Origin of the sequence: Roseomonas haemaphysalidis, from assembly GCF_017355405.1 — a bacterium.
GTDB classification, from domain to species: domain Bacteria; phylum Pseudomonadota; class Alphaproteobacteria; order Acetobacterales; family Acetobacteraceae; genus Pseudoroseomonas; species Pseudoroseomonas haemaphysalidis.
This window is the reverse complement of record NZ_CP061177.1, coordinates 413,578-438,013: the sequence shown is the minus strand read 5'-3', so window position 1 is coordinate 438,013 and position 24,436 is coordinate 413,578. Positions and strand designations below refer to the sequence as shown.

The 24,436-nt window shown below is 66.2% G+C and carries 17 protein-coding genes and 1 pseudogene; 11 read left to right on the top strand and 7 right to left on the bottom strand.

What is annotated here, in order from left to right:
- Window positions 1-154: 154 nt before the first annotated feature.
- The 3 genes from IAI59_RS01990 to IAI59_RS01980 form a co-directional block, all read right to left on the bottom strand.
- Window positions 155-1,438 carry a bifunctional folylpolyglutamate synthase/dihydrofolate synthase gene (locus tag IAI59_RS01990; RefSeq protein WP_207417842.1) on the bottom strand — a complete coding sequence of 428 codons (1,284 nt, stop codon included), beginning with the start codon at window positions 1,436-1,438 and terminating at the stop codon, window positions 155-157.
- 11 nt (window positions 1,439-1,449) lie between these two features.
- The gene (accD, locus tag IAI59_RS01985) at window positions 1,450-2,340 is read right to left on the bottom strand and encodes an acetyl-CoA carboxylase, carboxyltransferase subunit beta (protein WP_207417841.1); all 891 of its coding nucleotides are present in this window, start codon (window positions 2,338-2,340) and stop codon (window positions 1,450-1,452) included.
- A gap of 77 nt (window positions 2,341-2,417) precedes the next feature.
- Complete coding sequence (locus tag IAI59_RS01980; RefSeq protein WP_207417840.1) at window positions 2,418-3,089, bottom strand: ArsR/SmtB family transcription factor; 672 nt, start codon at window positions 3,087-3,089, stop codon at window positions 2,418-2,420.
- 95 nt (window positions 3,090-3,184) lie between these two features.
- Between IAI59_RS01980 and IAI59_RS01975 the strand changes: the two genes are divergently transcribed.
- Window positions 3,185-3,928 (top strand): sulfite exporter TauE/SafE family protein, encoded by a 744-nt coding sequence (locus IAI59_RS01975; RefSeq protein WP_207417839.1) that lies wholly within the window; start codon window positions 3,185-3,187, stop codon window positions 3,926-3,928.
- A 153-nt stretch (window positions 3,929-4,081) separates the two neighbouring features.
- On the opposite strand, the gene IAI59_RS01970 is transcribed toward IAI59_RS01975, so the two are convergent.
- Entirely contained in the window at window positions 4,082-4,666 is a 585-nt protein-coding gene (locus IAI59_RS01970; RefSeq protein ID WP_207417838.1) for a UdgX family uracil-DNA binding protein, read from the bottom strand.
- Between the two features lie 141 nt (window positions 4,667-4,807).
- Between IAI59_RS01970 and dnaN the strand changes: the two genes are divergently transcribed.
- The 3 genes from dnaN (at window position 4,808) to katE (ending at window position 8,863) form a co-directional block, all read left to right on the top strand.
- Window positions 4,808-5,935 (top strand): DNA polymerase III subunit beta, encoded by a 1,128-nt coding sequence (dnaN, locus tag IAI59_RS01965; protein ID WP_207417836.1) that lies wholly within the window; start codon window positions 4,808-4,810, stop codon window positions 5,933-5,935.
- 96 nt (window positions 5,936-6,031) lie between these two features.
- A complete protein-coding gene (locus IAI59_RS01960; RefSeq protein WP_207417835.1) occupies window positions 6,032-6,634 on the top strand; it encodes a hypothetical protein in 603 nt (200 codons plus the stop codon).
- Between the two features lie 111 nt (window positions 6,635-6,745).
- Window positions 6,746-8,863: a catalase gene (gene katE / locus IAI59_RS01955; RefSeq protein WP_207417834.1), complete on the top strand. Its 2,118-nt coding sequence runs from the start codon at window positions 6,746-6,748 to the stop codon at window positions 8,861-8,863.
- A gap of 276 nt (window positions 8,864-9,139) precedes the next feature.
- Here katE and IAI59_RS01950 read toward each other — a convergent pair whose 3' ends face one another.
- Window positions 9,140-10,435, bottom strand: coding sequence for a PQQ-dependent sugar dehydrogenase (locus IAI59_RS01950; protein ID WP_207417833.1), 1,296 nt, complete (start codon window positions 10,433-10,435; stop codon window positions 9,140-9,142).
- A 129-nt stretch (window positions 10,436-10,564) separates the two neighbouring features.
- On the opposite strand from IAI59_RS01950, the gene recF reads away from it, so the two are divergent.
- Window positions 10,565-11,677, top strand: coding sequence for a DNA replication/repair protein RecF (recF, locus tag IAI59_RS01945; RefSeq protein ID WP_207418065.1), 1,113 nt, complete (start codon window positions 10,565-10,567; stop codon window positions 11,675-11,677).
- A 335-nt stretch (window positions 11,678-12,012) separates the two neighbouring features.
- Window positions 12,013-14,469 carry a DNA topoisomerase (ATP-hydrolyzing) subunit B gene (gene gyrB, locus IAI59_RS01940; protein WP_207417832.1) on the top strand — a complete coding sequence of 819 codons (2,457 nt, stop codon included), beginning with the start codon at window positions 12,013-12,015 and terminating at the stop codon, window positions 14,467-14,469.
- Window positions 14,470-14,749: 280 nt separating this feature from the next.
- Here the strand turns inward: gyrB and IAI59_RS01935 are convergent, their stop codons facing one another.
- Window positions 14,750-15,241: a hypothetical protein gene (locus tag IAI59_RS01935; protein WP_207417831.1), complete on the bottom strand. Its 492-nt coding sequence runs from the start codon at window positions 15,239-15,241 to the stop codon at window positions 14,750-14,752.
- 1,301 nt (window positions 15,242-16,542) lie between these two features.
- On the opposite strand from IAI59_RS01935, the gene IAI59_RS01930 reads away from it, so the two are divergent.
- Together IAI59_RS01930 and IAI59_RS01925 are read left to right on the top strand one after the other, a co-directional pair.
- The gene (locus tag IAI59_RS01930; RefSeq protein WP_207417830.1) at window positions 16,543-18,510 is read left to right on the top strand and encodes a type I restriction-modification system subunit M; all 1,968 of its coding nucleotides are present in this window, start codon (window positions 16,543-16,545) and stop codon (window positions 18,508-18,510) included.
- A 302-nt stretch (window positions 18,511-18,812) separates the two neighbouring features.
- Window positions 18,813-19,979 carry a restriction endonuclease subunit S domain-containing protein gene (locus IAI59_RS01925; RefSeq protein ID WP_207417829.1) on the top strand — a complete coding sequence of 389 codons (1,167 nt, stop codon included), beginning with the start codon at window positions 18,813-18,815 and terminating at the stop codon, window positions 19,977-19,979.
- A gap of 200 nt (window positions 19,980-20,179) precedes the next feature.
- Here the strand turns inward: IAI59_RS01925 and IAI59_RS01920 are convergent, their stop codons facing one another.
- Window positions 20,180-20,365, bottom strand: a complete 186-nt coding sequence (locus IAI59_RS01920; RefSeq protein ID WP_207417827.1) for a hypothetical protein — start codon at window positions 20,363-20,365, stop codon at window positions 20,180-20,182.
- 575 nt (window positions 20,366-20,940) lie between these two features.
- Here IAI59_RS01920 and IAI59_RS01915 point away from each other — a divergent pair.
- From IAI59_RS01915 to IAI59_RS01905, 3 genes and pseudogenes are all read left to right on the top strand, one after another.
- Window positions 20,941-22,497: pseudogene (locus tag IAI59_RS01915) on the top strand (ISL3 family transposase).
- A 229-nt stretch (window positions 22,498-22,726) separates the two neighbouring features.
- Window positions 22,727-23,482 carry an IclR family transcriptional regulator gene (locus IAI59_RS01910; protein ID WP_207417826.1) on the top strand — a complete coding sequence of 252 codons (756 nt, stop codon included), beginning with the start codon at window positions 22,727-22,729 and terminating at the stop codon, window positions 23,480-23,482.
- Between the two features lie 42 nt (window positions 23,483-23,524).
- The gene (locus IAI59_RS01905; protein ID WP_207417825.1) at window positions 23,525-24,421 is read left to right on the top strand and encodes a LysR family transcriptional regulator; all 897 of its coding nucleotides are present in this window, start codon (window positions 23,525-23,527) and stop codon (window positions 24,419-24,421) included.
- The last annotated feature ends 15 nt before the right edge of the window (window positions 24,422-24,436 follow it).

The window sequence follows — 24,436 nt, the reverse complement described above, 5'->3', positions numbered from 1 at the left end:
GTCGGGACCATGGCTCTGGCCAACAAAGGCTCCGTTCGCGGGGCCTTTTTTGTGGAGATCCCTGTTCGCCGGGCGTGCTGCCTGAGGCGGGGGCCTGGGTTGGTGCAGCCAGATCAGCCGGGAGCCGGGAAGCAGCGCCCCCTGGCCGGACATCTCAGTCCACGGCCGTGCCGTCTGCCTTCAACACTTCTCCGGCCAGATACAGGCTGCCGCATACCAGCACCCGCCCGGGCTCGCCGCCGCGTGCTGCGATGGCATGCAGGGCCGCTTCCACCGTGGGCCCGGGGATGGCGGCGCCGTCGCTGGCGGCCAGGATGTCCTGCACCGGCATCGCCAGGTGCTGCCCCGGCTCGGCCACGGCCCAGAGCGACTCCGCCAGCGGCAGCAGCGGGCGCAGGAACTCGTGCGACTGCTTGCCCTGCTTCATGCCGACCACCAGGTGGCGCGGCCGGTCGGACCATTGCGGCAGCTGGGCGGCCAGGGCCTGGCCGGCACCGGCATTGTGGCCGCCATCCAGCCACAGTTCCCATCCTTCCGGCAGCAGTCCGGCCAGGGCGCCATGCAGGCGTTGCAGGCGGGCAGGCCAGGTGGCGGTGGAAAGCCCGGCGGCGATGGCGGCGTCGGTCAGCCAATGCGGGTTCCAGGCGCGCAGCGCGGCGATGGCGATGCCGGCGTTGTCCGCCTGGTGCGGGCCGGGCAGGGCGGGCGGCGGCAGGTGTAGGGTGCCCAGCGAATCCATGTAGCGCAGGCCGGGCTCGGCAGGCTCGATGCTCCAGTCGCGGTCGCGGCCGAGGATGGGGGCGCCGAGCGAATCGGCCTCCGCCTGCAGCACGGCCAGCACTTCCGGCGCCTGCCGCCCGGTGACCACGGGAATGCCGGGCTTGATGATGCCGGCCTTCTCGCCCGCGATGGCGGCGAGGCTGTCGCCCAGGAAGTCCATGTGATCCATGGAGATGCTGGCGATGGCGCAGGCGGCGGGGCGGTCCACCACGTTGGTGGCGTCGAAGCGGCCGCCGAGGCCCACTTCCAGCACCAGCAGGTCGGCCGGGGTGCGGCTGAACAGCAGGATGCCCACGGCGGTGGTGACCTCGAACACCGTAATCGGCTGGCCGGCGTTGACGCGCTCGATCTCCTCCAGCGCCTCGGCCAGAGCGTCCTCGGTCACCAGCGTGCCGGCCAGGCGGAAGCGCTCATGGAAGCGGACCAGGTGCGGCGAGGTATAGACGTGCACGCGCTGCCCGGCGGCTTCCGCGATGGCGCGCAGAAAGGCGCAGGTGGAGCCCTTGCCGTTGGTGCCCGCCACATGGACCACCGGCGGCAGCTGCCGCTCCGGGTGGCCGAGGTCGGCCAAGAGGCGCTGCAGCCGCTCCAGGCTGAGGTCGATCAGCTTGGGGTGCAGGCTGTGCAGCCGGTCGATGATGGCTTCCGAACGGCCCATGGCGGACATGTTCAGGCGGCGGGGGCTTCGGGGGCGGCAACCGCCACCTCGGCGGGCCGCTTCTCGCGCAGCAGGGACACCAGCCGGGCCAGCGTGGCGCGCATCTCACCGCGGTGGGTCACCATGTCCAGGATGCCGTGCGCCAGGAGGTACTCAGCCCGCTGGAACCCTTCGGGCAGCTTTTCGCGCACCGTCTGCTCGATCACCCGGGCGCCGGCGAAGCCGATCAGGGCGTTGGGCTCGGCGATGTGAATATCGCCCAGCATGGCGAAGGAGGCGGTGACGCCGCCGGTGGTCGGGTCACCCATCACCACGATAAAGGGCAGGCCGGCTTCCTTGACCATCTGGGTGGCGATCACGGTGCGCGGCATCTGCATCAGGCTGACCGCGCCTTCCTGCATGCGGGCGCCGCCGGACGCGGTGAAGACCACCAGCGGCGCGTCCTGCAACACGGCGAGCTTGGCGGCCGTGACCAGCGCCTCACCCACGCCGGCACCCATGGAACCCCCCATGAAGCCGAACTCGAAAGCGGCGGCGACGGCGCGGTGGCCCTCGATCGCGCCATGCGCGACCACCACCGCGTCGTCCATGCCGGACTTGGCCTGCGCTTCCTTCAGCCGGTCGGCATAGCGGCGCTGGTCGCGGAAGCGCAGCGGGTCGGTCGGCGCCTTGGGCAGCTCGATGCGCTGGAAGCCCTCGTCCAGCGTATAGGCGATGCGCTGGGCGGCGCTGATGCGCATGTGGTGGCCGCAATGCGGGCAGACATGCAGGCTGCGCTCCAGGTCCTTGTGGAAGATCATCTGGTTGCAGGCGGGGCATTGGTGCCACAGGTTGTCCGGCACCTCGGTGCGGCCGAGCCAAGTCTGGATCTTCGGCAGCGCCCACTCGCTGATCCAGTTCATCGGTCTTCCTTCCTGACGGTCTCGCTTGCGCGGGGTGGTTAAGGCCGGGGGGGCGCCCGTGGCAAGGGTTTCGGCTCTTACGCCATCGCCACCCCGAAGGCCGAGCGGAACCCCAGCTCCCCCGCCGGCGTGATGGTCAGGGCCCGGCTGCCGGCGACCGGCCGCACCCAGCCCAATTCCACGCAGCGGGCGCAGAGCGCAGCGCCGACGGCACCGCCCAGGTGCAGCCGGCGCTCGCTCCAATCCAGGCAGGGGCGGCAGAAGCGGCGGCGGGACGGTGCGGAGCGCACGCCGAGATCGTTCAGGAAAGCCAGCCCGCCCTCGGTCAGCGCCGCGCCCTCGGTGTCCAGCAGCAGGTGTCCCCGCGCCACCAGGGCATCGGCCAGCGCCACGGCCAGGCGCCCGGCCATGTGGTCGTAGCAGGTGCGGGCGGTGCGCAGGCCATGCTCGCGCGGGCCGGTGGCGGGGCGCGGGCGGGCGGCCAGCGCCATCAGCCCTTCCAGCAGTGCCGCCACCTCGGCCGAGGCGAGGCGGTGGTAGCGATGGCGGCCCTGCTTCTCCTGCTGGATCAGCCCCGCCTCGGCCAGCCGCGCCAGATGGGCGCTGGCGGTCTGGGGGGCGATGCCGGCCACCCCCGCCAGCTCGCCCGCCGTCAGGGCGCGGCCGTCCATCAGCGCCGCCAGCATGCCGGCGCGGGCGGGGTCGCCGATGGCGGCGGCGGTGGCGGCCAGTCCGGTGGTGGAAACCATGTCGTGCCTCCTGCCGCAGCCTGCCGCGCGGGCGGGCGGCGATGCTACGGCCCGGAGCGTAGCATCGCCGACGCCGATGCCGCAGCCTGCGGCGCATGACATCCCTGGACCTGCTGGCCGTCGCGGCCACCTTTCTCTTCGCCGGGCTCGTGAAGGGCGTGATCGGCCTTGGCCTGCCGACCGTCGCCATGGGGCTGCTCGGCGCCTTGATGTCGCCGGCCGAGGCCGCGGCGCTGCTGGTGCTGCCGTCGCTGCTGACCAATGCCTGGCAGGTGCTGGACGGCCCGCGTCTCGGGGCGTTGCTGCGCCGGCTGGCGCCGCTGCTGGGCGCGGTGGTGCTGGGCACGCTGGGGGGTGCGGGGGTCGGTCTGCTGCCGGGACGCGGCTCGGCCACCGTCGGGCTGGGCGCCGCGCTGCTGGCTTATGCGGCCTTCGGCCTGCTGCCGTTGCGCCTGCCACGGGTGCCGCCGCGCGCCGAACCCTGGGCCGGTCCGCTGATCGGGCTGCTGACCGGCGTGGTGACGGCGGCGACCGGGGTCTTCGTGCTTCCGGCGGTGCCCTTTCTGCAGGCGCTTGGGCTGGAGCGGGACCGGCTGGTGCAGGCGCTGGGCCTGTCCTTCACCGTGTCCACCCTGGCCCTGGCCGTGGCACTGAGCTGGGGCGGCGGCTTCGGCGGGGACACCCTGGGCGGCTCGGCGCTGGCGGTGTTGCCGGCGCTGGCGGGAATGTGGCTGGGCGGACGGCTGCGCGGGCAGGTGTCGCCAGCGGTGTTCCGGCGGTGCTTCTTTCTGGGGCTGCTGGGATTGGGCGCGCACCTGCTGTGGCAGGGGATGCAGTGAAGGCGGGGGGACGGAATTTCCCAAGGCCCCTATCTTCTTTCTGATTCATCGGCGGCTATTCGGGCGTAATGCTCCGCGGTCACGGCGCACTCGTTCCTGGCCGACGAAAAGAAGATGCGAGTCCGGGGGAAATTCCTTCCTCCGGCCGTTTTGTCATCCCGTCACCCGCGCCGCCGCGTCCCGCAGGTCCCGCACAAAGGCCGCGTATTGTTCCCGCTTCGCCGCCGGGTCCGGCAGGCGCAACAGGAAGCTGGGGTGGACGGTCATGAAAACGTCGCGCCCGGCGGGACCGGGCATCACCTCGCCGCGCGCCTTTAGGACCGGCACCTTGCGGCCCAGCAGAGCCTGCGCGGCCGTGGCGCCCAGCGCGACCAGCAGGCGCGGCGCCACCTGCTTCACCTCCTGCAGCAGAAAGGGGCGGTAATGGGTGATGTCGGCGGTGTCGGGCTTCTGGTGGATGCGCCGCGTGCCGGTCTGGGTGAACTTGAAGTGCTTCACCGCATTGGTGACATAGGCCTCCGCCCGCGGCACGCCGGCCTCGGCCAGAGCCTGGTCGAACAGCCGGCCGGCGGGGCCGACAAAGGGGCGGCCGGCCCGGTCCTCCTCGTCGCCCGGCTGCTCGCCCACGAACATCAGGGCGGCAAGCTGCGGCCCTTCGCCCGGAACAAAGGTGTGGCCGGCGGCCCAGGCGGCCTGCGGGCGGGCTTCGGCGGGGTCGGGGAACAACGAATCGCTCATGCCGGGAAAACTCGGGGCGCGCTGGCGTGGTTGCGGCTGCCCGCCCTTTCCCCTTTGCGGGCGGGCTGGTAGAGAGATCGGCTCTTTCGCTCACCTTGGGCGCGGCTTCCCGCGCCCGGCTGCCACGGGGTTGCACAAGCCATGAAGTTCTCGGTGGATCGGGCCGTGCTGCTCAAGGCCCTGGCGCATGTGCAAAGCGTGGTGGAGCGGCGCAACACCATTCCCATCCTGGCCAACGTCATGCTGGCCGCGCAGGACGGCGCGCTGACCCTGACCGCGACCGACATGGAGATCGCCATCGTTGAGGCGGTGCCGGGCGTTACCGTCACCCGCCCGGGCCGCACCACGGCGCCGGCCGGCACCTTGTTCGAGATTGTCCGCAAGCTGCCGGACAGCGCCAAGGTGGAGCTGGACCACCCGGGCGGCGACGCGCCGCTGGCCTTGCGTGCCGGGCGCTTCGCCACCTCCCTGATGGTGCTGCCGGTGGAGGACTTTCCTTCCATGACCGAAGGCAAGCTGCCGCATGGCTTCGAGCTGCCGTCCGGCACGCTGCGCGAGCTGGTGGACCGCACCAAGTTCGCCATCTCCACCGAGGAAACCCGCTATTATCTGAACGGCATCTACATCCACGCGACCGAAAGCGAGGGCCAGCCGGTGCTGCGCGCGGTGGCGACCGATGGCCACCGCCTGGCACGCGTCGAGGAACCGCTGCCGGACGGCGCCGCGGGCATGCCGGGCGTGATCATCCCGCGCAAGACGGTGAACGAGATCCGCAAGCTGGCGGAGGAAAACCAGGACCCGGTCGAGATCAAGCTGTCCGACACCAAGATCCGTTTCACCTTCGGCGCGGTGCAGCTGACCTCCAAGCTGATCGACGGCACCTTCCCCGAATACGACCGCGTGATCCCGCGCGGCAACGACAAGATCCTGACGGTGGACAAGAAGGCCTTCGCGGAGGCCGTGGCGCGCGTCGCCGCCATCTCCTCCGAGCGCTCGCGGCCGGTGAAGCTGTCGCTCAAGGCGGATAGCCTGACGCTGACCGCCAGCAGCCCCGACCAGGGACAGGCGGAGGAAGAGCTGGACGGCGATGCCGTTTCCTATAACGGCAGCGGCATCGAGATCGGCTTCCAGGCACGCTACCTGTCCGACATCACCGACCAGATCAACGACAAGGTGGAGTTCCGCTTCGCCGACGGCTCGGCCCCGACGGTGGTGGTGGACGCGGCCAAGCCCGAGGCCCTCTACGTGCTCATGCCCATGCGGGTGTGAGCCGCGCCGCTGCCAGCAACGTGTTCCGGCCTGGACTTGCCGTGGCCCGGTGTCATCCGCAGCTTGCGCATAGTGCAATGAGATGAGGACCGCCCCATGACCAAGTCCACCCTGCTGGCGCTGACCCTGGCGGCGCTGCCATCGCTCGCCTTCGCCGCCACGCCGCCGTCCAGCCTGACGCCCGCAACGGACGCCGCCATCACTTACGGCGTGCAGATGGTGGGCAAGCCCGGTGGCGTCATGTCGGTATCCTGGAAGGCCGACAGCGGCCGCGTGCGGGTCGAGAGCATGATGTTTCCCGGCTGGCTGCTGCTGCAGCCGCGCGACAACAAGGCCACCATGGTGGTCGACGCGCAGCGTGCCGCGATGCAGATGCCGCCGGAGGTCGCCCAGCGCGGCGCCCCCCGCGTGCCGCCCGGCGCGACGCTGACCGAGGCCGGCACCGATACCGTGGCCGGCCTGCCCTGCACCCTGTGGAACTATGAAAGCGCCAGCGAGGGCACCGGCACCCTGTGCGTCACGGAAGGGCGGCTGATGCTGCGCACCGTGGCCAAGACGCACAGCGGCGAGGAGATCCGTATCGAGGCGCAGACGGTATCCACCGGCCCGCAGGATGCCGCGCGATTCACGGTGCCCGACGGCTATGCCGTCGTGACGCCGAACGCCGCCCCGGCGACCCCCGCCGCCCCGGCCCGTTGAGCACCGGACGGCGCTGCGATGTGACGATCGGCGCTTTGCGGCGTTGATAGGCTAGGCCGGCCCCTCGCAGGGGGCCGTCGCCGCTGTCATGCCGCACGGAGCGCCCTTCACATGTCCCAAACCAACAACGCGCCGCCCGCCCAGGCGCGCATCGCCGATCTCGACGTGCCGGTCGGCCAGGGCGGCGAGGTGCAGCAGACCGCCGGCGGCGACGTGCCGGTGCTGACCACGCAGCAGGGCATTCCCGTTTCGGACGACCAGAACAGCCTGAAGGTGGGTCCCCGTGGCCCGACGTTGCTGGAAGACTTCCACTTCCGCGAAAAGATGTTCCACTTCGACCACGAGCGCATTCCCGAGCGCGTGGTGCATGCCCGCGGCTTCGGCGCCCATGGCTATTTCGAGATGACGGAATCGCTCGCCGACCTCAGCCACGCGGATGTCTTTCAGCGCGTGGGCGAGAAGACGCCGGCCTTCGTGCGCTTCTCCACCGTCGCCGGCAACAAGGGTTCGCCAGACCTGGCGCGCGACGTGCGCGGCTTCGCGGTGAAGCTCTACACCCAGGAAGGCAACTGGGACATCGTCGGCAACAACATCCCGGTGTTCTTTATCCAGGATGCGATCAAGTTCCCGGACCTGATCCACGCCGCCAAGCAGGAGCCCGACCGCGGCTTTCCGCAGGCCCAGACGGCGCACGACAACTTCTGGGACTTCATCAGCCTGACGCCCGAGTCGATGCACATGATCATGTGGATCATGTCCGACCGCACCATTCCCCGCAGCCTGCGCTTCATCGAGGGCTTCGGCGTGCACACCTTCCGGCTGGTCAATGCCGAGGGCAAGTCCAGCTTCGTGAAGTTCCACTGGAAGCCCAAGCTGGGTCTGCAATCCGTCGCCTGGAACGAGGCGGTGAAGCTGAACGGCGCCGACCCCGACTTCCACCGCCGCGACCTGTGGGCCAGCATCCAGGCCGGCGACTTCCCGGAATGGGAATTCGGCGTGCAGGTGTTCGACGAGGAGTTCGCCAAATCCTTCGACTTCGACGTGCTGGACGCCACCAAGCTGATCCCGGAGGAACTGGTGCCGGTGCGCGTGGTCGGGCGCCTGGTGCTGGACCGCGTGGTGGACAACTTCTTCGCGGAAACCGAGCAGGTCGCCTTCTGCACCTCCAACGTCGTGCCCGGCATCGACTTCACCAACGACCCGCTGCTGCAGGGCCGCAACTTCTCCTATCTCGACACACAGCTGAAGCGCCTGGGCGGTCCCAACTTCACGCACATCCCGATCAACGCGCCCAAGGTGCCCGTCCGGAACTTCCAGCAGGACGGCCACATGGCCATGCACAACCCCAAGGGCCGCGTGAACTACGAACCCAACGGCTGGGGCGGCGCCGCCGGCGGCCCTCGCCAGACGCCACGTGGCTACCGCTCCTTTCCCGCGGAGGAAGCCGGGCCGAAGCTGCGCATCCGCGCTGAAAGCTTCGCCGACCATTACAGCCAGGCGCGGCAGTTCTTTGTCAGCCAGACCCCGGTGGAGCAGACCCACATCGGCGATGCGCTGGTGTTCGAGCTGAGCAAGGTGGAAACGCCGGCCATCCGCGCCCGCATCGTCGCGCATCTGCGCAACATCGACGAGACGCTGGCGCAGACCGTGGCCAAAGGCCTTGGCCTGAAGGACGTGCCGGAGCCGGCCACCGCCGCCCGCCCGACGCGCCAGGACCTGCCCCAGTCGCCCGCCCTCAGCATCGCGCTGAACGGCCCGGAGAGCTTCAAGGGTCGCAAGCTCGGCATCCTGGTGACGGAGGGCGCCGACGCCGCCATGGTCGCCGCGCTGAAGGAGGCCGCGACCGGCGTGGGCGCCATGGTGGAGTTCATCGCCCCCGTGGTCGGTGGCGTTTCCGCCAGCGATGGCTCGGTGATCGAGGCCCAGCAGAAGGTGAACGGCGGTCCTTCCGTGCTGTACGACGCCGTGGCGATCGTCCCCTCCGAGGCGGGCGCCAAGCTCTTGTCGCGTGAAGCCACGGCCAAGGACTTCCTGAACGACGCCTTTGCGCATGCCAAGTTCATCGCCTACGCCCCGGCGGCGAAGCTTTTGTTCGAGAAGTGCGGACTGGCGGGGGACATGGACGAAGGCTGCATGGCGCTGAACAAGCCGGTGGATGCGGCGGCTTTCATCAAGGCCTGCGGCAAGCTGCGCTTCTGGGCTCGCGAGGCGGCGGTGCACGCGGTGTGATGGGGGCCGGTCCAGGGGGCTCTGCCCCCTGGACCCCCGCCGGGGTGGTTGAAACACCCCGGACCCCGACCTTTGTTTTGCGTTTCACTTCGAGGATTGGTGACGCTCAAGGGGTGGGCGCGCGGCCCAGGATGCTCTTTATTCCTTAGAGGATTCAGCAGACGCCTGGCTCATCCCGAAAGCTTCGAATTGCTTTCCAATGCCGGGGTACGGGGTAGCTCAGTCACCCCGGCGGGCGATCCGAGGGGGCAGCGCCCCCTGGGCCAGCCTGCGTTATCAGGGCGCGACGCGAAACACCCGGTTTCCCACATCATCGGCCACCAGCAGGGCGCCGCGGCCGTCGATGGCCACCCCCACCGGCCTGCCCCGGGCGTTGCCGGCTTCGTCCAGAAACCCGGTCAGCACGTCCACCGGCGGGCCGCTGGGTTCGCTGCCGGTGAAGGGCACGAAAATCACCTTGTAGCCGCTCGCCGGCCGGCGGTTCCACGAGCCATGCTGGCCCACAAAGGCGCCCTGCGCGAAGGCGGGGGGCATCCCCTGGCCGGCACTGAAGGCGAGGCCGAGCGATGCGGTATGTGCCCCCAGCGCATAGTCCGGCTTGATGGCACGGGCGACCAGGGCGGGGTCCTGCGGCGACACGCGGCTGTCGACCGTCTGGCCGTAGTAGCTGTACGGCCAGCCGTAGAAGCCGCCGTCGCGCACGGAGGTCATGTAGTCCGGCACCAGATCGCTGCCGATCTCGTCACGCTCGTTGACGGCGGTCCATAGCGCGCCGCCGGGGGCCCAGGCCAGGCCGTTGGGATTGCGCAGGCCGGTGGCGAAGAGCCGCTTGCTGCCGGTGGCGCGGTCGATCTCCCAGATCGCGGCGCGGCCTTCCTCAGCCGGCAGGCCATTCTCGGCGACGTTGCTGTTGGAGCCGGTGGTGGCGTAGAGCCGCGTGCCGTCCCGGCTCGCGATGATGTTCTTGGTCCAATGGTGATTGATCGGGCCGGCGGGCAGGTCGGTCAGCTTGGTGCCCGGGGTGCTGATGTGGGTCTGGCCGGGCTGGTAGGCAAAGCGCAGCACCGCGTCCGTGTTGGCGACATAAAGGTCGTTGCCCACCAGTGCCATGCCGAAGGGCGAATTCAGCCCTTCCAGGAACACCGATCGCTGGTCGGCCACGCCGTCGCCATCCGTGTCGCGCAGCAGGGTGATGCGGTTGGCGCTGGGCACCCCGGCGCCGGCACGGTTCATCACCAGCCCCATCACCCAGCCGCGGATGCCCTTGCTGTCCTCGGGCTTGGGGGGCGCGTTGCTTTCGGCCACCAGCACGTCGCCGTTGGGCAGCACCAGCAGCCAGCGGGGGTGGTCCAGGCCACTGGCGAAGGTGGACACGCGCAGGCCGGGGGCGGGGGTGGGCATGGTGCCCTCCGGCCAGCCGGTGGCGGGGGCGATGTTGACGGTGGGGATCAGCGTGGCGTTGGGCGGCGGCAGCTGCGGGTTGGGTCCGAAGCCTGCGGCGCCAGGGAGCTTGGCTTCCTCGCCACAGGCGGCGAGGCTGAGGAGTGCGGCGAAGAGCAGGTCGCGGCGCATGGCGGTGTGTCCGTTCCGGAAAGCCTGGTCGTGCAATGCGCGAGCGGCCGGGTTGGATGCCTCCCGCGCCGGGCCGGTCGGTGCTAGACCCTGGGCGTGACACCCCCCGCGCTCCGCCTCACCCGCCTGATGCTGCAGGACTTCCGTAGCTATGCCGCGCTGGACCAGCCGATCGCCGGGCGCATCGTGGTGGTGGCGGGCGCCAACGGCATGGGCAAGACCAACCTGCTGGAAGCCATCAGCCTGCTGGGCCCGGGGCGCGGGCTGCGTGGCGCCAAGGGGGCCGAGTTGGGAAGGCGGGATGGCGAGGCCGGGTTGTCCTGGGTGGTGGCCGGCCACTTCGCCGGCATGGAAGGCGAGGTGGTGATCGGCACCGGCGCCGAGGCGGGGCAGGAGCGGCGCTCCTTCCGGCTGGATGGTGCCGCCGTGCGCAACCAGGCGGAGATCGCCCGCCACGCCAGCGCGCTGTGGCTGACGCCGCAGATGGACCGGTTGTTTCAGGAGGGTGCCTCCGGCCGCCGGCGGTTCCTGGACCGGCTGGTGTGGTCGCTGGAGCCGACCCATGCGCGGGAGGTGGCGGCGCACGACACCGCCATGACCCAGCGCAACCGCCTGCTGGCCGAGGGGCGGCGGGACGCCCGCTGGCTGGCGGCGCTGGAAGACACCATGGCCCGCCACGCGGTGGCGGCCGTGGCGGCACGGCGTTCGCTGGCGGCCCGGCTGAACGGCGCGCTGGAGGCCGGGGTGGCCGGCGCCTTCCCCGCTGCCCGGCTCAGCCTGCTGTGCCCGATCGCCGAGGCGCTGGACGAGCAGCCGGCCCTGGCGGTCGAGGATGCGCTGAGGGAGGGGCTGGCGGCCGACCGGGCGCGGGACGCGGCGGCGGGCGGCGCGCGGCAGGGCGCGCACCGCACGGACCTTGGCATGGTGCTGCTGCCGCGCGGCATTCCGGCGGCGCTGTGCTCCACCGGCGAGCAGAAGGCGCTGCTGGTGGCGGTGGTGCTGGCACAGGCGGCGCTGGTGGCGGCGCATCGCGGCTTCGCGCCGCTGCTGCTGCTGGACGAGGTGGCGGCGCATCTCGACCCCGCGCGGCGTGAGGCATTGTTCGAGGCGCTGGCGGCGCTGCCGGCGCAATGTTTCCTGACCGGCACGGAGCTGGCGCCCTTCGCGCCGCTGGCCGGGCGCGCGGAGGCTTTTCTGGCAAGGCCCGGCGGGCTGGAGCACGCCGATTTACCGGTGCCGTGACGGGAAAAAACCGCTATGATGCGGGCTGGAAAATCTGGTGCGACGTGGGTGCGTTTCCCGGTGTGGGGTGGCAGCAAGGTCGGGGAAACGAATTTCCCGAACCCCCATCTTTTTTCTGAGCTGTTTTCGGGCACGCGGGTGACGCGCTGGCGCCCGGTTGCTGGTCCCGGCGCGTCGCCAACTGGGGCGGAGCCGAAAAACAGACAGAAAGAGGAGGGGTTTGCAGGGGGAATTCATTCCCCTGACCTTTCCTGCCATCCCGGCCTGGGAACATGTCCGCCGACCCGGAGCCCCAGTCCGGTTTCGTTGCCGACTATCAGGAGTTGTCCGTTCGCATGAGTGAGCCCGCAAGCACGCCGTCCCCTCAGAACGCTGCCGTGCCGGAGGCCTATGACAGCGCCTCCATCACCGTGCTGCGCGGCCTGGAGGCGGTGCGCAAGCGGCCGGGCATGTATATCGGCGACACCGACGACGGCTCCGGCCTGCATCACATGGCCTTCGAGATCATCGACAACGCGGTGGACGAGGCGCAGGCCGGCTTCGCCGACCGCTGCGACGTGGTGCTGAATGCCGACGGCAGCGTTTCGGTGCGCGACAACGGCCGCGGCATCCCCACCGACATGCATGCCGAGGAAGGCGTCTCGGCCGCCGAGGTGGTGCTGACGCGGCTGCACGCGGGCGGCAAGTTCAACCAGAACTCCTACAAGGTCTCCGGCGGGCTGCACGGCGTCGGCGCCGCGGTGGTCAACGCGCTGTCTGAATGGATGGACGTGCGGATCTGGCGCAACGGCCAGGAGCACTTCATCCGCTTCGAGCACGGCGACACCGTGACGCCGCTGGAGGTGGTCGGGCCGTCCGACGAGCCGACCGGCACGCTGGTGACCTTCAAGCCGAGCAGCGGCACCTTCACCAAGGTGGAATACGACTTCCACATCCTGGAGCGGCGGCTGCGCGAGCTGGCCTTCCTGAATTCCGGCCTGGCCATCAACCTGCGCGACGACCGCGTGGTCGGCACCGACACGCCGGCCACCGAGGCGAAGTTCCTGTTCCACGGCGGCCTTGTCGCCTTTGTGGAATGGCTGGACCGCTCCAAGGAGCCGATCTTCAAGCCGCCGCTGAGCCTGGTGGCCAAGGACGACCAGGTGGGCATCAAGGTGGAGCTGGCGATGTGGTGGAACACCACGCCGCACGAGCAGGTGCTGTGCTTCACCAACAACATCCCGCAGCGCGACGGCGGCACCCACCAGGCCGGCTTCCGCCAGGCGTTGACCCGCATCGTCTCCAAATACGCCGAGGAACTGGCGAAGAAGGAGAAGGTGGAGCTGTCCGGCGAGGACATGCGGGAAGGGCTGACGGCGGTGCTCTCGGTCAAGGTGCCGGACCCGAAGTTCAGCAGCCAGACCAAGGACAAGCTGGTTTCCTCCGAGGTGCAGCCGGTGGTGCAGATGGCGGTGGCCGACGCCGTCAGCCACTGGTTCGAGACGCACCCCAAGGAAGCCAAGCTGGTGCTGGACCAGGTCGTCCTGGCCGCCGCCGCCCGCAAGGCGGCGCAGCTGGCGCGCGACAAGGTGGGGCGCAAGAACGCGCTGGATATTTCCACTCTTCCCGGCAAGCTCGCGGATTGCCAGGAGAAGGATCCGGCCCAGTGCGAGATCTTCCTGGTCGAGGGTGATTCCGCCGGCGGCTCCGCCAAGCAGGGCCGCGACCGCCGCAACCAGGCGATCCTGCCGCTGAAGGGCAAGATCCTGAACGTGGAGCGGGCGCGGCTGGACAAGATGCTGTCCTCGGCCGAGATCGGCACGCTGATCACGGCGCTGGGCACCGGCATCGGCACCGGGCCGGTGGACCGCGGCGGCTTCACCGCCGACAAGCTGCGCTACCACCGCATCGTCATCATGACCGACGCCGACGTGGACGGCAGCCACATCCGCACGCTGCTGCTGACCTTCTTCTTCCGGCAGATGCCGGAACTGCTGGCGCGCGGCCACCTCTACATCGCCCAGCCACCGCTGTATCGCGCCAAGCGCGGGCAGGAGGAGCGCTACCTGAAGGACGACCGGGCGCTGGAGGATTACCTGCTGGAAAAGGCGCTGCACAATGCGCGCCTGTCCCTGACCGATGGCCGTGTGGTGGAGGGCGACGAACTGGCCACCCTGGTGGAGGGGCTGCGGCAAACCGCCAGCCGCATCCGCCGCCTGTCCAAGACCATCCCGGCCGAGCTGCTGGAGCAGGCCGCCGTAGCCGGTGCGCTGACGCTGGACGGCGACCGCGCGGATGCCGCCGCCGCCGCACTGGCCGCCCGGCTGAATGGCATGGCGCTGCCGACGGAACGCAGCTGGATCGCGTCGGCCGGCACGTCGCTGGTGATGGCGCGCACGGTGCGCGGCGTTGCCGAGCGGCACACGTTGGATGCCGCCGCGTTGCGCAGCCCCGAGGCCCGCTGGCTGGACGAACGGCATGAGGCGATGGCGCGTGACTGGGGGCAGGGCGCCAGCCTGTCGCTGGACGGTGCTCAGGCCAATGTGGGCGGCCCGCTGGCCGCCTATGAGCGCATCCTCGGCCAGGGGCGCAAGGGGCTGGCCATCCAGCGCTTCAAGGGCCTGGGGGAGATGAACCCCGACCAGCTGTGGAAGACGACGCTGGACCCGGCGGCGCGGACCCTGCTGCAGGTAAGGGTGGACGACGTGGCGGATGCCGAGGAGGTGTTCTCCACGCTGATGGGCGACGTAGTGGAGCCGCGGCGGGAGTTCATCGTCGGCAATGCCTTGAAGGTGGCCAACCTCGATGTGTGAGGTGGTTGTGAGGTGCCAGTGAAGTTGTCCCTGTGCCACAACTTGTCACTGGCCCTCTTCCTCGCATCCATCTGATTTCAAACGATATCCAATTGCCTTGTTGAGGCGACTTCCACACCGGTGTAGGAAGTCGTCTCACACCGGTGCCAGGGACAACTCCTTTGGCACGGCGATCTAGGATGGTTCTGGACGCCTGATCCGTACAATCAGCACCCCCTACCGGCCGGGGTTAGAGATCCTCCGCCACGGCGGGTCACCCAGGATCCCGTACTCGAGATCCCTACCAGCTTGGCCTCTGAGGCCCTCCCGGCGGGGTGCCCATTATCTCATGCTCGACGTCCAGCCGGTTGCTGGGATCCAGGCCCAGCAGAAAGTCCGCACAGTCCCTGGCTTCACGCTCCAGACCACGGCGGTGCAGGGTTCTCCCGTAGGCCGATACGGCAGCCATGAAGATACGGGTGTCGGGATCGTCGAACCAGCTGACGGACGCCCTTCCGTTCAGTTCTGGGTCCCAAAGCTTTATGCCGATGCGAACCGCATCCCGGAGCAGGGCTTCCGTCTCGGCATTGGTGGGTGCCGCTTCGGCAACGAGCAGGCGCCCCAGGATCGAGTCCGGATTGCTTGTCAGAAGCTGATTTCCAAACCTGACCCTGGCATCGGGATTCTGGCGGGCAGCAGCGATGACCCGCCGATCAAGTTCAGATACCTGGCGCAGGGGATGCCGTTCAGTGCGGGCTGCGGTGGGTGTGAGTGGGGGATCGAGCGGTAACATGGACTGGCCTCCTGGTGTGATGTCCACGAGGGTGCGCGAGCCGATGGCAAGAGATCACTGCTCAATGCAACAATATGGCACTGAGATCCGGGTCAACTCTGCTCACTTCCCCACTGTCGCCTCGCTGGAATAACTCTCACGACGCCTGGACGCTCAAGTAGGTCGTCTCGATGCGGCCCACCAGATATCCAGTGAGCAGGTCGTCGGGAGTCATTTTCATCCTGCGGAGTATCGCACGACAGGCAAACCAACTGGCCCGGCCTATAAAGATCATAGTGAAGTGCGAGAACATTCCCACGGCAGTCACCAGCATTGCATGCCTGTCGCACAACGGGGGTGATGGTTCCACATAGGGCGCACTTCACTGTCTTGGCGTCGGACGATCGCCCTGTGGTAGGATGCAGTTGAGCGCAAAGTGCGCTCTCCCACCCGTCGCCTTCAAGGTAGTTCGTATCGCACCTGTTCAGACATGCCAGACAGGCATACCGTCGGCGCCTCTTATCTAGTGCGAAGTAGTTGCGCTGAGCTTTCGGGGACAGATCATCGATGATCCGAACGAAGTCCTGCATGATGAAGGTGTATGTGGCGTCTCCCGGAATCTGATGACCTATCGCCTCCTCGTCATCAGTTGAATGGTCTATTCGATGCTGGAACCAGCTTTTCTCAGGGTGGAGCCAGCGCGCAGCAAGTAGAATTTGCTCTACCAAAAGCTCGGCCCTAAGAAGTTCCCGTTCGGCATCCGCCGGGCGAACGGAATGGATGAAGATGTTTCGTTCTCGCCGGAGGGCCTCCCAAAATTGCTCGAAGGCAGCATTCAAGCGACTATCCGGAGCGCAGAAGCTGTTGTGAACCTTCACCAAGTCCGAAGCATCTATGCTTCGGAATGTACTGAATGGGACATCCCGTTAGGTGCTACCCTTCGGCAGATCGCGTGGATCTCGGACGATTAGAAGACAAGGGGATACTGCAGAAATGCGTCCCCGGAGTGCCATCTCGATACTCTGCTAACCAACGACAACGCGTTACCCAAGCTGTGCTGGGATTGCATCCAGTAACGACGCTCAGCCTCTCGTCGCTCCTCTGGCGTATAGCCGGTGGCATACGCAGCTGAAGGATCGTCGTCCTCGTACTCGACCGGATGGATAACCTCGGATTTTGTGACAAATACATAGATCACAGGTTTCACTCGGTTCCGCCCCCTCGTAATGTCCGCCCTACGGTTACAGGCGGGCCCGGACCTAAGTAACGAGGTTCGCAACTGCCGTTCCCGAGAGTGCTAGAGCCGGAAGGAGATGCGGGCCGTGGCAGTGGTAGAGCTTGCGACTAAAACAAGGCCTGTGGCGGTAATCGTCCAGCAAGGGAAGGTGCTGGACTTCATCGACGGACAGACCCAGCGCGAAGAAACCCCTGAAGAGTATGTCCGCCAGGAAATAGCAAAATCCCTGGTCCGTGAGTATGGCTTCCCCAAGCGTGACATCGCTGTAGAGTTCACCCTTCGGCTTGGCAGCAAAAAGCCAAGAGCCGATCTCGTCGTGTTCGCGATGGGCGACGACCACCATCAAGCTAATTCCTACATCATCGTTGAGTGCAAGGAACAGAAGGTCAAAGCCAACGACCGAACCGATGGCGTCGGACAGCTACAGAGCTACATGGCGGCCTGCCCAAATGCCATCTACGGAATGTGGACAAACGGCATCGAGCGGTTCTGCTACCGCAAGGTAGAGAACAAGGGAAAGATAAGCTTCGAAGAAATCCCGGACATTCCGGACTTTGGGCAATCGGGTGACGTTGCTGAACGGCCTCTGTTCGACCAACTAAAGCCAGCCTCTTCGGATGCACTGCTCTTCGCCTTCCGCCGCTGCCACAACTACATTGCTGGAAATCAGGGTCTTCAGAAGCCACAGGCTTTCTGGGAACTGCTCAAGCTTATCTTCTGTAAAATTCATGACGAGCGGGAAAGCGCCGAAGTCTCGTTCTATGCCGCTGGCAATGAGCGCAACGGCATCAATGGGCCGTTGAAGGTCAAGAAACGCATCGACGTCCTGTTCGAACAGGTCAAGAAAGATTATCCGGCGATCTTCAGCGACAACGACGTCGTCGCCCTAAAGCCTCAAGTGCTTGCCTATATCGTTTCGCAACTGCAAATGTACTCACTCCTGGAGAGTGATGTTGACGTAAAGGGACATGCCTACGAGGAGATCGTTGGCTCGAATCTGCGCGGTGACCGGGGCGAGTTCTTTACCCCTCGCAATGTCTGCAACATGGCCGTCGCCATGCTAGATCCATCGGAAAACCAACTCATCTTGGATCCGGCATGCGGGACCGGAGGCTTTCTCATCGCAGCAATGAACCGCGTCATCGAGAAGATTCGCACTGCCGAACTTGCGCGGTGGAAAGGTGATGTGAAGCGAGCCGAGCCACGCGTCGCTGATCGGGTAAAGAAGTTTGCTTCCCAGTTCATGGTCGGAATTGATTTCAATCCCGAACTGGTTAAGGCAACCAAAATGAATATGGTCATGAACAATGACGGCGCTGGTGGCCTGTACCAGGCCAATTCCCTCGCGAGTCCGGCAACATGGGAAATCGGACTCCGCGAACGAAACCTAATAGGGAACGTGGATATCATATTCACCAATCCCCCGTTCGGCTCCAAAATTCCGATTGATGATCAGGCAATCCTGGAGAAGTTTGATTTAGGACATTGGTCCTACAACGAAGAAGAAGACACGTGGACCATGGGCAGCGGGATCCAAAGATCCCAGCCGCCGGAAATTCTGTTCATCGAACGCTGTGTTAAGTTCCTGAAGCCAGGAACCGGACGCGTCGCGATGGTGCTTCCGGATGGAATCCTTGGCTCTCCTGGGCTCGGCTACGTGCGCGAGTGGATCCTGACTCATACCAGGATTCTTGCGTCAATCGACATGCATCCAGACACTTTCCAGCCGAACGTCAGCGTGCAGACGAGCGTCCTGTTGCTCGAACGCAAGACAGATGAGCAGGTCGCGCTGGAAGAAGCAGCCGGACGTAAAAATGACTACAGCGTGTTCATGGCCGTTGCCAGCCATATCGGCCACGACAAGCGCGGCAACCGGACTTACGTGCGGGACAAGAAAGGCAACGAGATAGTCGAGGAGGTTGAAGAGACAGTAAAGGAGTACCTAGACGGCAGTCCGCTCTACAAGAAGCAGAAGACTCAGCGGAAGGTCGTGGACGACAACACCATTCAGATCGCACAGGGGTTTAGAAAGTGGCTTTCCGAGCAAGACTGAGCCCCCCGCGCGAGGACCAAACGCAATGGTCGTGGCACTCGATCAAGCCGCTATCCCTTCCGGTATCGGTCCTGCTGTCTGGTGAGCGGAGGCTTGAGGCTGAAAACTACCTGTCGAGCGGATATGGTCACTGGCTAGCGCTGGAGGGTGTGCTCCACGGCAATGGCCGCCTCGGCGAGGTCGCGAACATAGTCCAGCCTGGGCGTCTCAAGGGCATCATCGTCAGCCAGGATTTCGGTGTCCCGTTCGTGGCAGCGACGCAGGTTTTCGATCTCCGCCCTGTGCCAAGGAAGTTCCTTTCCTTGGATCGCACCGACAGCGCCGATGGCCGGTTCTCACCAGAAGGTCAGATCCTGGTCACACGATCCGGCACGGTTGGGCGGGCAACACTGTCAACGAAGGCACTGGACGGCATCCTGGTATCGGACGACCTGATACGCGTCAGCGCCAAGGACCAAAAGATGTGGGGATGGGTTTACGCCTACCTGCGTTCAACCATGGTCCGCGACATGATGACTTCAACTCGGTACGGCCACGTCATCAAGCACCTGGAAATCGGTCATCTCTCCGCGCTGCCTATGCCTCACCCGCGAGATGATGTTGCAGCCAGGTTCCAGAAAGAGACCGCTGAGATTCTTGATGCCCGCAACCGCGCCGTCGACCTAATGCTGAAGGCCGAGGCAGTGTTTGAGCGTGAAGTCGGTGTCCCTGACCGAATGGATCTCGGAGAGAGCGGGTACTCGATCAATGCGAGTCTGCTAATGGGTGGTCGGCGCAGGCTGGAGGGATTTTCTCACAATCCCGCCGTTCGTGCCCTCCATACTCATTTCGCTTTCAAAGGTTTGAAATCGGCTCCGCTGGCGCAGCTTGGATTCGACCTATGGCTGCCGACCAGATTCAGGCGGACGCCAGCCGAGGAAGGCATCGAGCTCGTCGGAAGCTCCGACCTATTCGAGATCAACCCCGACATCACCAAACGCATCGTTGACGGCAATTTTGGCGACCGAAGCAGCGGCAGGGTGAAGCGGGGCTGGCTTCTGCTTGCCCGATCCGGCCAGATCTATGGGCTCAACGGCACGCTCGCGATTGCTAACGAGTTCCATGAGGGAAAGATCATATCAGACCACGTGATCCGGATTGCGCCCAAGGATGACTGCAAGGTCAGGGCAGGCTACGTCTACACAGCTTTGTCTCACCCAACCTTAGGGCGTCCTCTTGTGAAGGCGCTGGCCTATGGGTCAAGCATTCCAGAGATCGAGGTTGCCGACATTGCAGCTCTGCCGGTCGTTCGCTTGCCAAAGCAAGTCGAGAACAAGATCGCTGATATGGCCGAAGAAGGGGCGCACCTCTTTGCAGCGGCAGATATCCTAGAAACTAAAATAGCTTCCAAGGTGGACGAGCTCGTGGAAGCGCTCCTCGGAGGGGACTGGAAAAATTTTGTCCCCGTCGCGCAGGCGCAGCCGACATGATCGCGGTGCAGTAGGCCGTGGCCGGTGAACCGGCGGCCGCTTGGGTGGAAGGACACACGCGGCCGCCACATCGGGTCGAAATGCTGGGCGGGATCGAGACAAAGGCCGAGGTCTTCCGGCGGTCCTTATCAACAAATCGGGCTCGCTAAAGCCTCGTACACGGCTTTCGTGAAAGCACCGCATGTCGGACTACTTGAGAATCAGGCGCCGCGGCGGCCGACGCCAGGCCGCGGACCGGCGTCGCTGTAGCCTTGCATCCGCTGCTCGAGCTCGCGGCGTTGCTGTTCGTCGAGCCGGTCGATGGCGAGCTTGCGTGCATGCCGGAGATCGCCCTTCGCGGCCGCCGCCGTTATCTGCCGGTCGCCGTTCCTGACGGCATCGGCCACCAGGCGAAGCTCCTCGGCCTCGTGCTGCGCCTCCTTCGTCTCCGACCGGTCCAGCCACTCGCGGCGCTCGCGATATCTGTCCTTCGCTGTGGCCGCCCCGCGCTCCTCGTCGGCGCCGATCGCTCTTACCTGATGCCAGGACTGGAGGGAGGTTTCATCGGAGTCGTCACCGAGCCAAGGAGCTCCGGTTGGCGATTCTGGCGCTTCGCTTCTGGTCCAGTACCGGCGCCGTGCGGCGAGCGTTGCGCCGCACGGCCTGAGCGGCATTACCCGGCCGAACGATCGGTCTGCCGCACACAGCCTGCTTGGCTCACGCCCATGCGGTTCTCCCGCATCTTGCCGCCCATGTAGCGCTGCTCAGGCCGGTACCGGTCGCGACGAAATATCTTCCGCCATAACGCTTGCAACAACCGCCGCGCGATCATGCCTTCTCCCCGTCCATCGGCGAGGCCGCGACGGTTGATGTGCCGTAGCCCGGCAGATCCAACCTGTGGATCGGCGTGGAAGATTGGGTCTGACTCAATTTCGCTGCTGTCGCGTGGTGCCGTGGCCTGGTGTTCATCGCAGGAACGACCATGACCTCGGGGTTTGGCTTCGCATCCCTGGTACCGCCCGGGCTGAGGGTCGACACGGTGGTCGACCATCACGGAGTGCTGGTGGTGATGGCCTGAAGCAGCGCTAGCATCCCGTCCTGCCCACTGTGCGGCACGCCCTCGCGCCGCGTGCAAAGCCGCTACCTGCGACAGCCCACGGACCTGCCCTGTGCAGGTCGCCGCGTGCGCCTGCAACTGCTGGTGCGCCGCTTCCGGTGCGGGCTCGAGGGGTGTCAACGCAGGATCTTTGCCGAGCGGTTCGGCACAGCGGTGCTGGCCGAGAGGGCGCGCCGCACCGGGCGGCTTGATGAGATCATCCATCATCTCGGCTTGGCTCTGGGTGGCAGGCCAGGCGCCGCCTTTGCCCAGCGCCTCATGCTGCCTGCCAGCAATGATACGCTGCTCCGCGTCGTGCGGCGGCGAGCCTCGCCCCGCATCGAGCCATTGGCTGTCATCGGTATCGATGACTGGGCCTGACGCCGCAATCATCGCTACGGCGCGATGGTTTGCGATCTCGAACGCCGCGGCGTGGTGGCCTTGCTGCCAGACCGCGAGCCATCCACTGTCGAAGCGTGGTTGCGACAACATCCCAGCATCCAAGTTGTGTCCCGCGATCGCGGCGGTGGCTACGGTGAGGCCGCGGCGCGAGCACTGCCTCACGCCGTCCAGGTCGCCGATCGCTGGCACCTGATGGAGAATGCCAGCGCCGCGTTCCTCGATGCCGTGCGCCTGTCCATGCGGGCCATCCGAGGAGTGCTCGGCGCCACGACCATCGATCCGGTGCTGCTGACCGCAGCCGAGCGACTGCAGCACAAAGGCTTCCTCCGGCGCGAGGATACTGCGCGGCAGATCCTCGCCCTCAAAGGGGCGGGCCACTCGATCAAGGAGATCGTCCGCCGGACGCGTCACAGCCGTTGGCTGGTGCGTCAAATCATCCAGGGCGTACCGGGCGAGGTATTCCGCACGCGGCAGACGTCTCTGCAGGCCTACCTTCCCACCCTGCTGGCCGAATGGCAGGCGGGATGCCGCAACGGGGCGGAGCTCTGGCGCAGGCTCAGAAACCAGGGCTTCAAAGGCTGCTTGCGCGTTGTAGCCGAATGGACGGCACGGCGGCGGCGCGCGGAGCTGATGCAGGCGCAAGGCCTGCAGAAGGCGCTGTCAGCCCGTACGCTGGCCCGGCTGATGACGATGGCACGCCAGCATCTGACCCGGGCCGATAGCGTGATCGTGGCGGCCATCGAAGCCGGTGTACCCGGCCTCGCCGACACCCGATGCCTTGTGGACCGGTTCAGAACCATGATCCGCACCAAGGCCGTCGACGGCCTGGAAGAGTGGACCGAGCAGGCGAGAAACAGCCTGATCGCCCCGCTGGCGCGAGGGATTGCCAAGGACGTGGCTGCCGTCCGGGCTGCCTTTACTGAACCCTGGTCGAATCGGCAGACCAAGGGGCAGATCAACCGGCTGAAGATGATTAAGCGGCGGATGTATGGTCGCGCCAAGCTCGACCTGCTCGAAGCAAGGCTTATCGGTGCCGCGTGAGCGCACAGCCGTCAGCGAAACTGCGTCAGACCCAATTTTGCACGCCGATTGACAGCTAGAAACGTTCGGCGGTGCATGGATGTCCTCCTGAGTTACTCGCGAGCGGATGTTTGTTCATCTGCGTGAACTGGATCGTATCCTCGCGAGACTCCTCATGCTGCTCAATGGAAAATCTAAGGCGTGAAGAAAAAAGTTTGTCGCCGTTCATCATATTGAACAAAAATCAAACATGCCTCAGGCGCCTCTAAATCCTGGTCCTGTTCGATCTGCACTGCGTGCGCTCGACCTGCTCGCCCTTGTGAACAGGATGGGACCGATGACCCATGCGGCACTGGCGAAGGCCATGGGGGTGCCTAAGAGCAGCCTGACCCTCCTGGTGCGAACCCTGGCCGACGAGGGATATCTCGTCGCGGACGGACGCGCTTGGCGCACCGGACCGGCCCTGTCCAGGCTCGCGGCGCCAAAGCCTGGCCCGAATTCGGCTGCTTTGGTCCGCCCTGTGGTGCGCCGCCTTTCGGACGAGGCGGAGGAGAGCGCGGGGTTCGTGGCGCTGGAGGGCACGATGGGGCGGGTGCTGGTCTCCGCCGTGGCGCGGCACCCGCTAACCTACGCCTACCGTGTCGGGCAGCTCCTGCCACTGCACGCGACGTCTTGGGGCAAGGTGCTCCTTGCTGCGATGTCCAAGATCGAGTTGGAGGACTACCTCGCACAAGCTGCGCGCGAGCGCTTCACAGTGCACACCATCACAGACGCTGATGCCTTGCGCGCGGAGGTCATGCGGATCGGGCCAGACGGACTTGGCCGCAGCCGGGAAGAACGCCACCTTGGCATCATCGGCTTCGCCCGTCTGGCACGCAGCGGCGATGGCACGCTGTTGGGGCAATCAACGTGGCACTGCCGAGTGTTCGGTGCTCGGTTGCTACAGAGGCGCGCATCGTCGCGGCGCTCCACCGAGCCGCAGCTAGTCTCGCAATCCAGCTCGTAGACGGCGCCTGACCGTGTCCGGCGTCTGGGGGGAGCCATCGCCATGCTGACTCTTCGGCAGATTGAAGTTTTTCGCGCCGTGCTGCGTGCGGGTACATTGGTTGGTGCAGCGCGTGAGTTGGGAATTGCACAGCCCACCGTCACCCGTATCGTGGCCCGGGTGGAGGACATCATGGGGCTACCACTTTTTGACCGGTCTGCTGGTCGGCTGCATCCTACGTCCGAGGCCCGGCGGATGCTGGGCGAGATCGATCGTGCTTACGAGGCTCTGCGTGCTGCCGTCGGTCGCGCAGCGGACGCCGCACGCCTGGGCAAACGTCATTTCCATGTCGGGGCCTCGCCCAGTATCGGCCGCACGTTGGTGCCCGGAGCTTTGGCCGCACTAGCAAAGCGTCACCCGGATTTATCGCTACAACTCGACGTGCTTTCGGTCAGTCAGGTGGCTGCCTTCCTGACGGAAGGGCCAGGTGAGGTAGCTGTCACGCTGTTCCCCATGGCCCGGGCAGGTTTGCGCAGTGCACGCGTGGGCAGCGGCGCGCCTGTGGCTCTCGTGCCGCGGGATTGGCCGCTCGCCAGTCAGGCGATTGTGCACCCAGAGGACTTGCGCAATCTGCCGCTGGCAGTGTTCGAGGACTGGTCCGTCCATGGGCAGGTTCTCAACGCCTTTCTGGCGCAGGCAGACGTCACGCCCGGACGGGCGCACCACGTTCGCTTCGCAGAATCCGCTGCAGCGCTAGCCGAAGTCGGTCTGGCGGTGGCCGTGATCGACCCATTCAGTGCCATGTCGGTACGGCGGGACCGGCTTGCCATTTTGCCGATCGCTGGAGATCGCGTGTTCGATGTCTATGTCCACCGGGTGGTGGATCGCGTGCAGGGCGTCTTCTTGAAGACTTTCGAAACATTGATATCGCAGGGAATCGCCTCGCTTTCCCCTGCTTAACCGATGTCCTGAGGC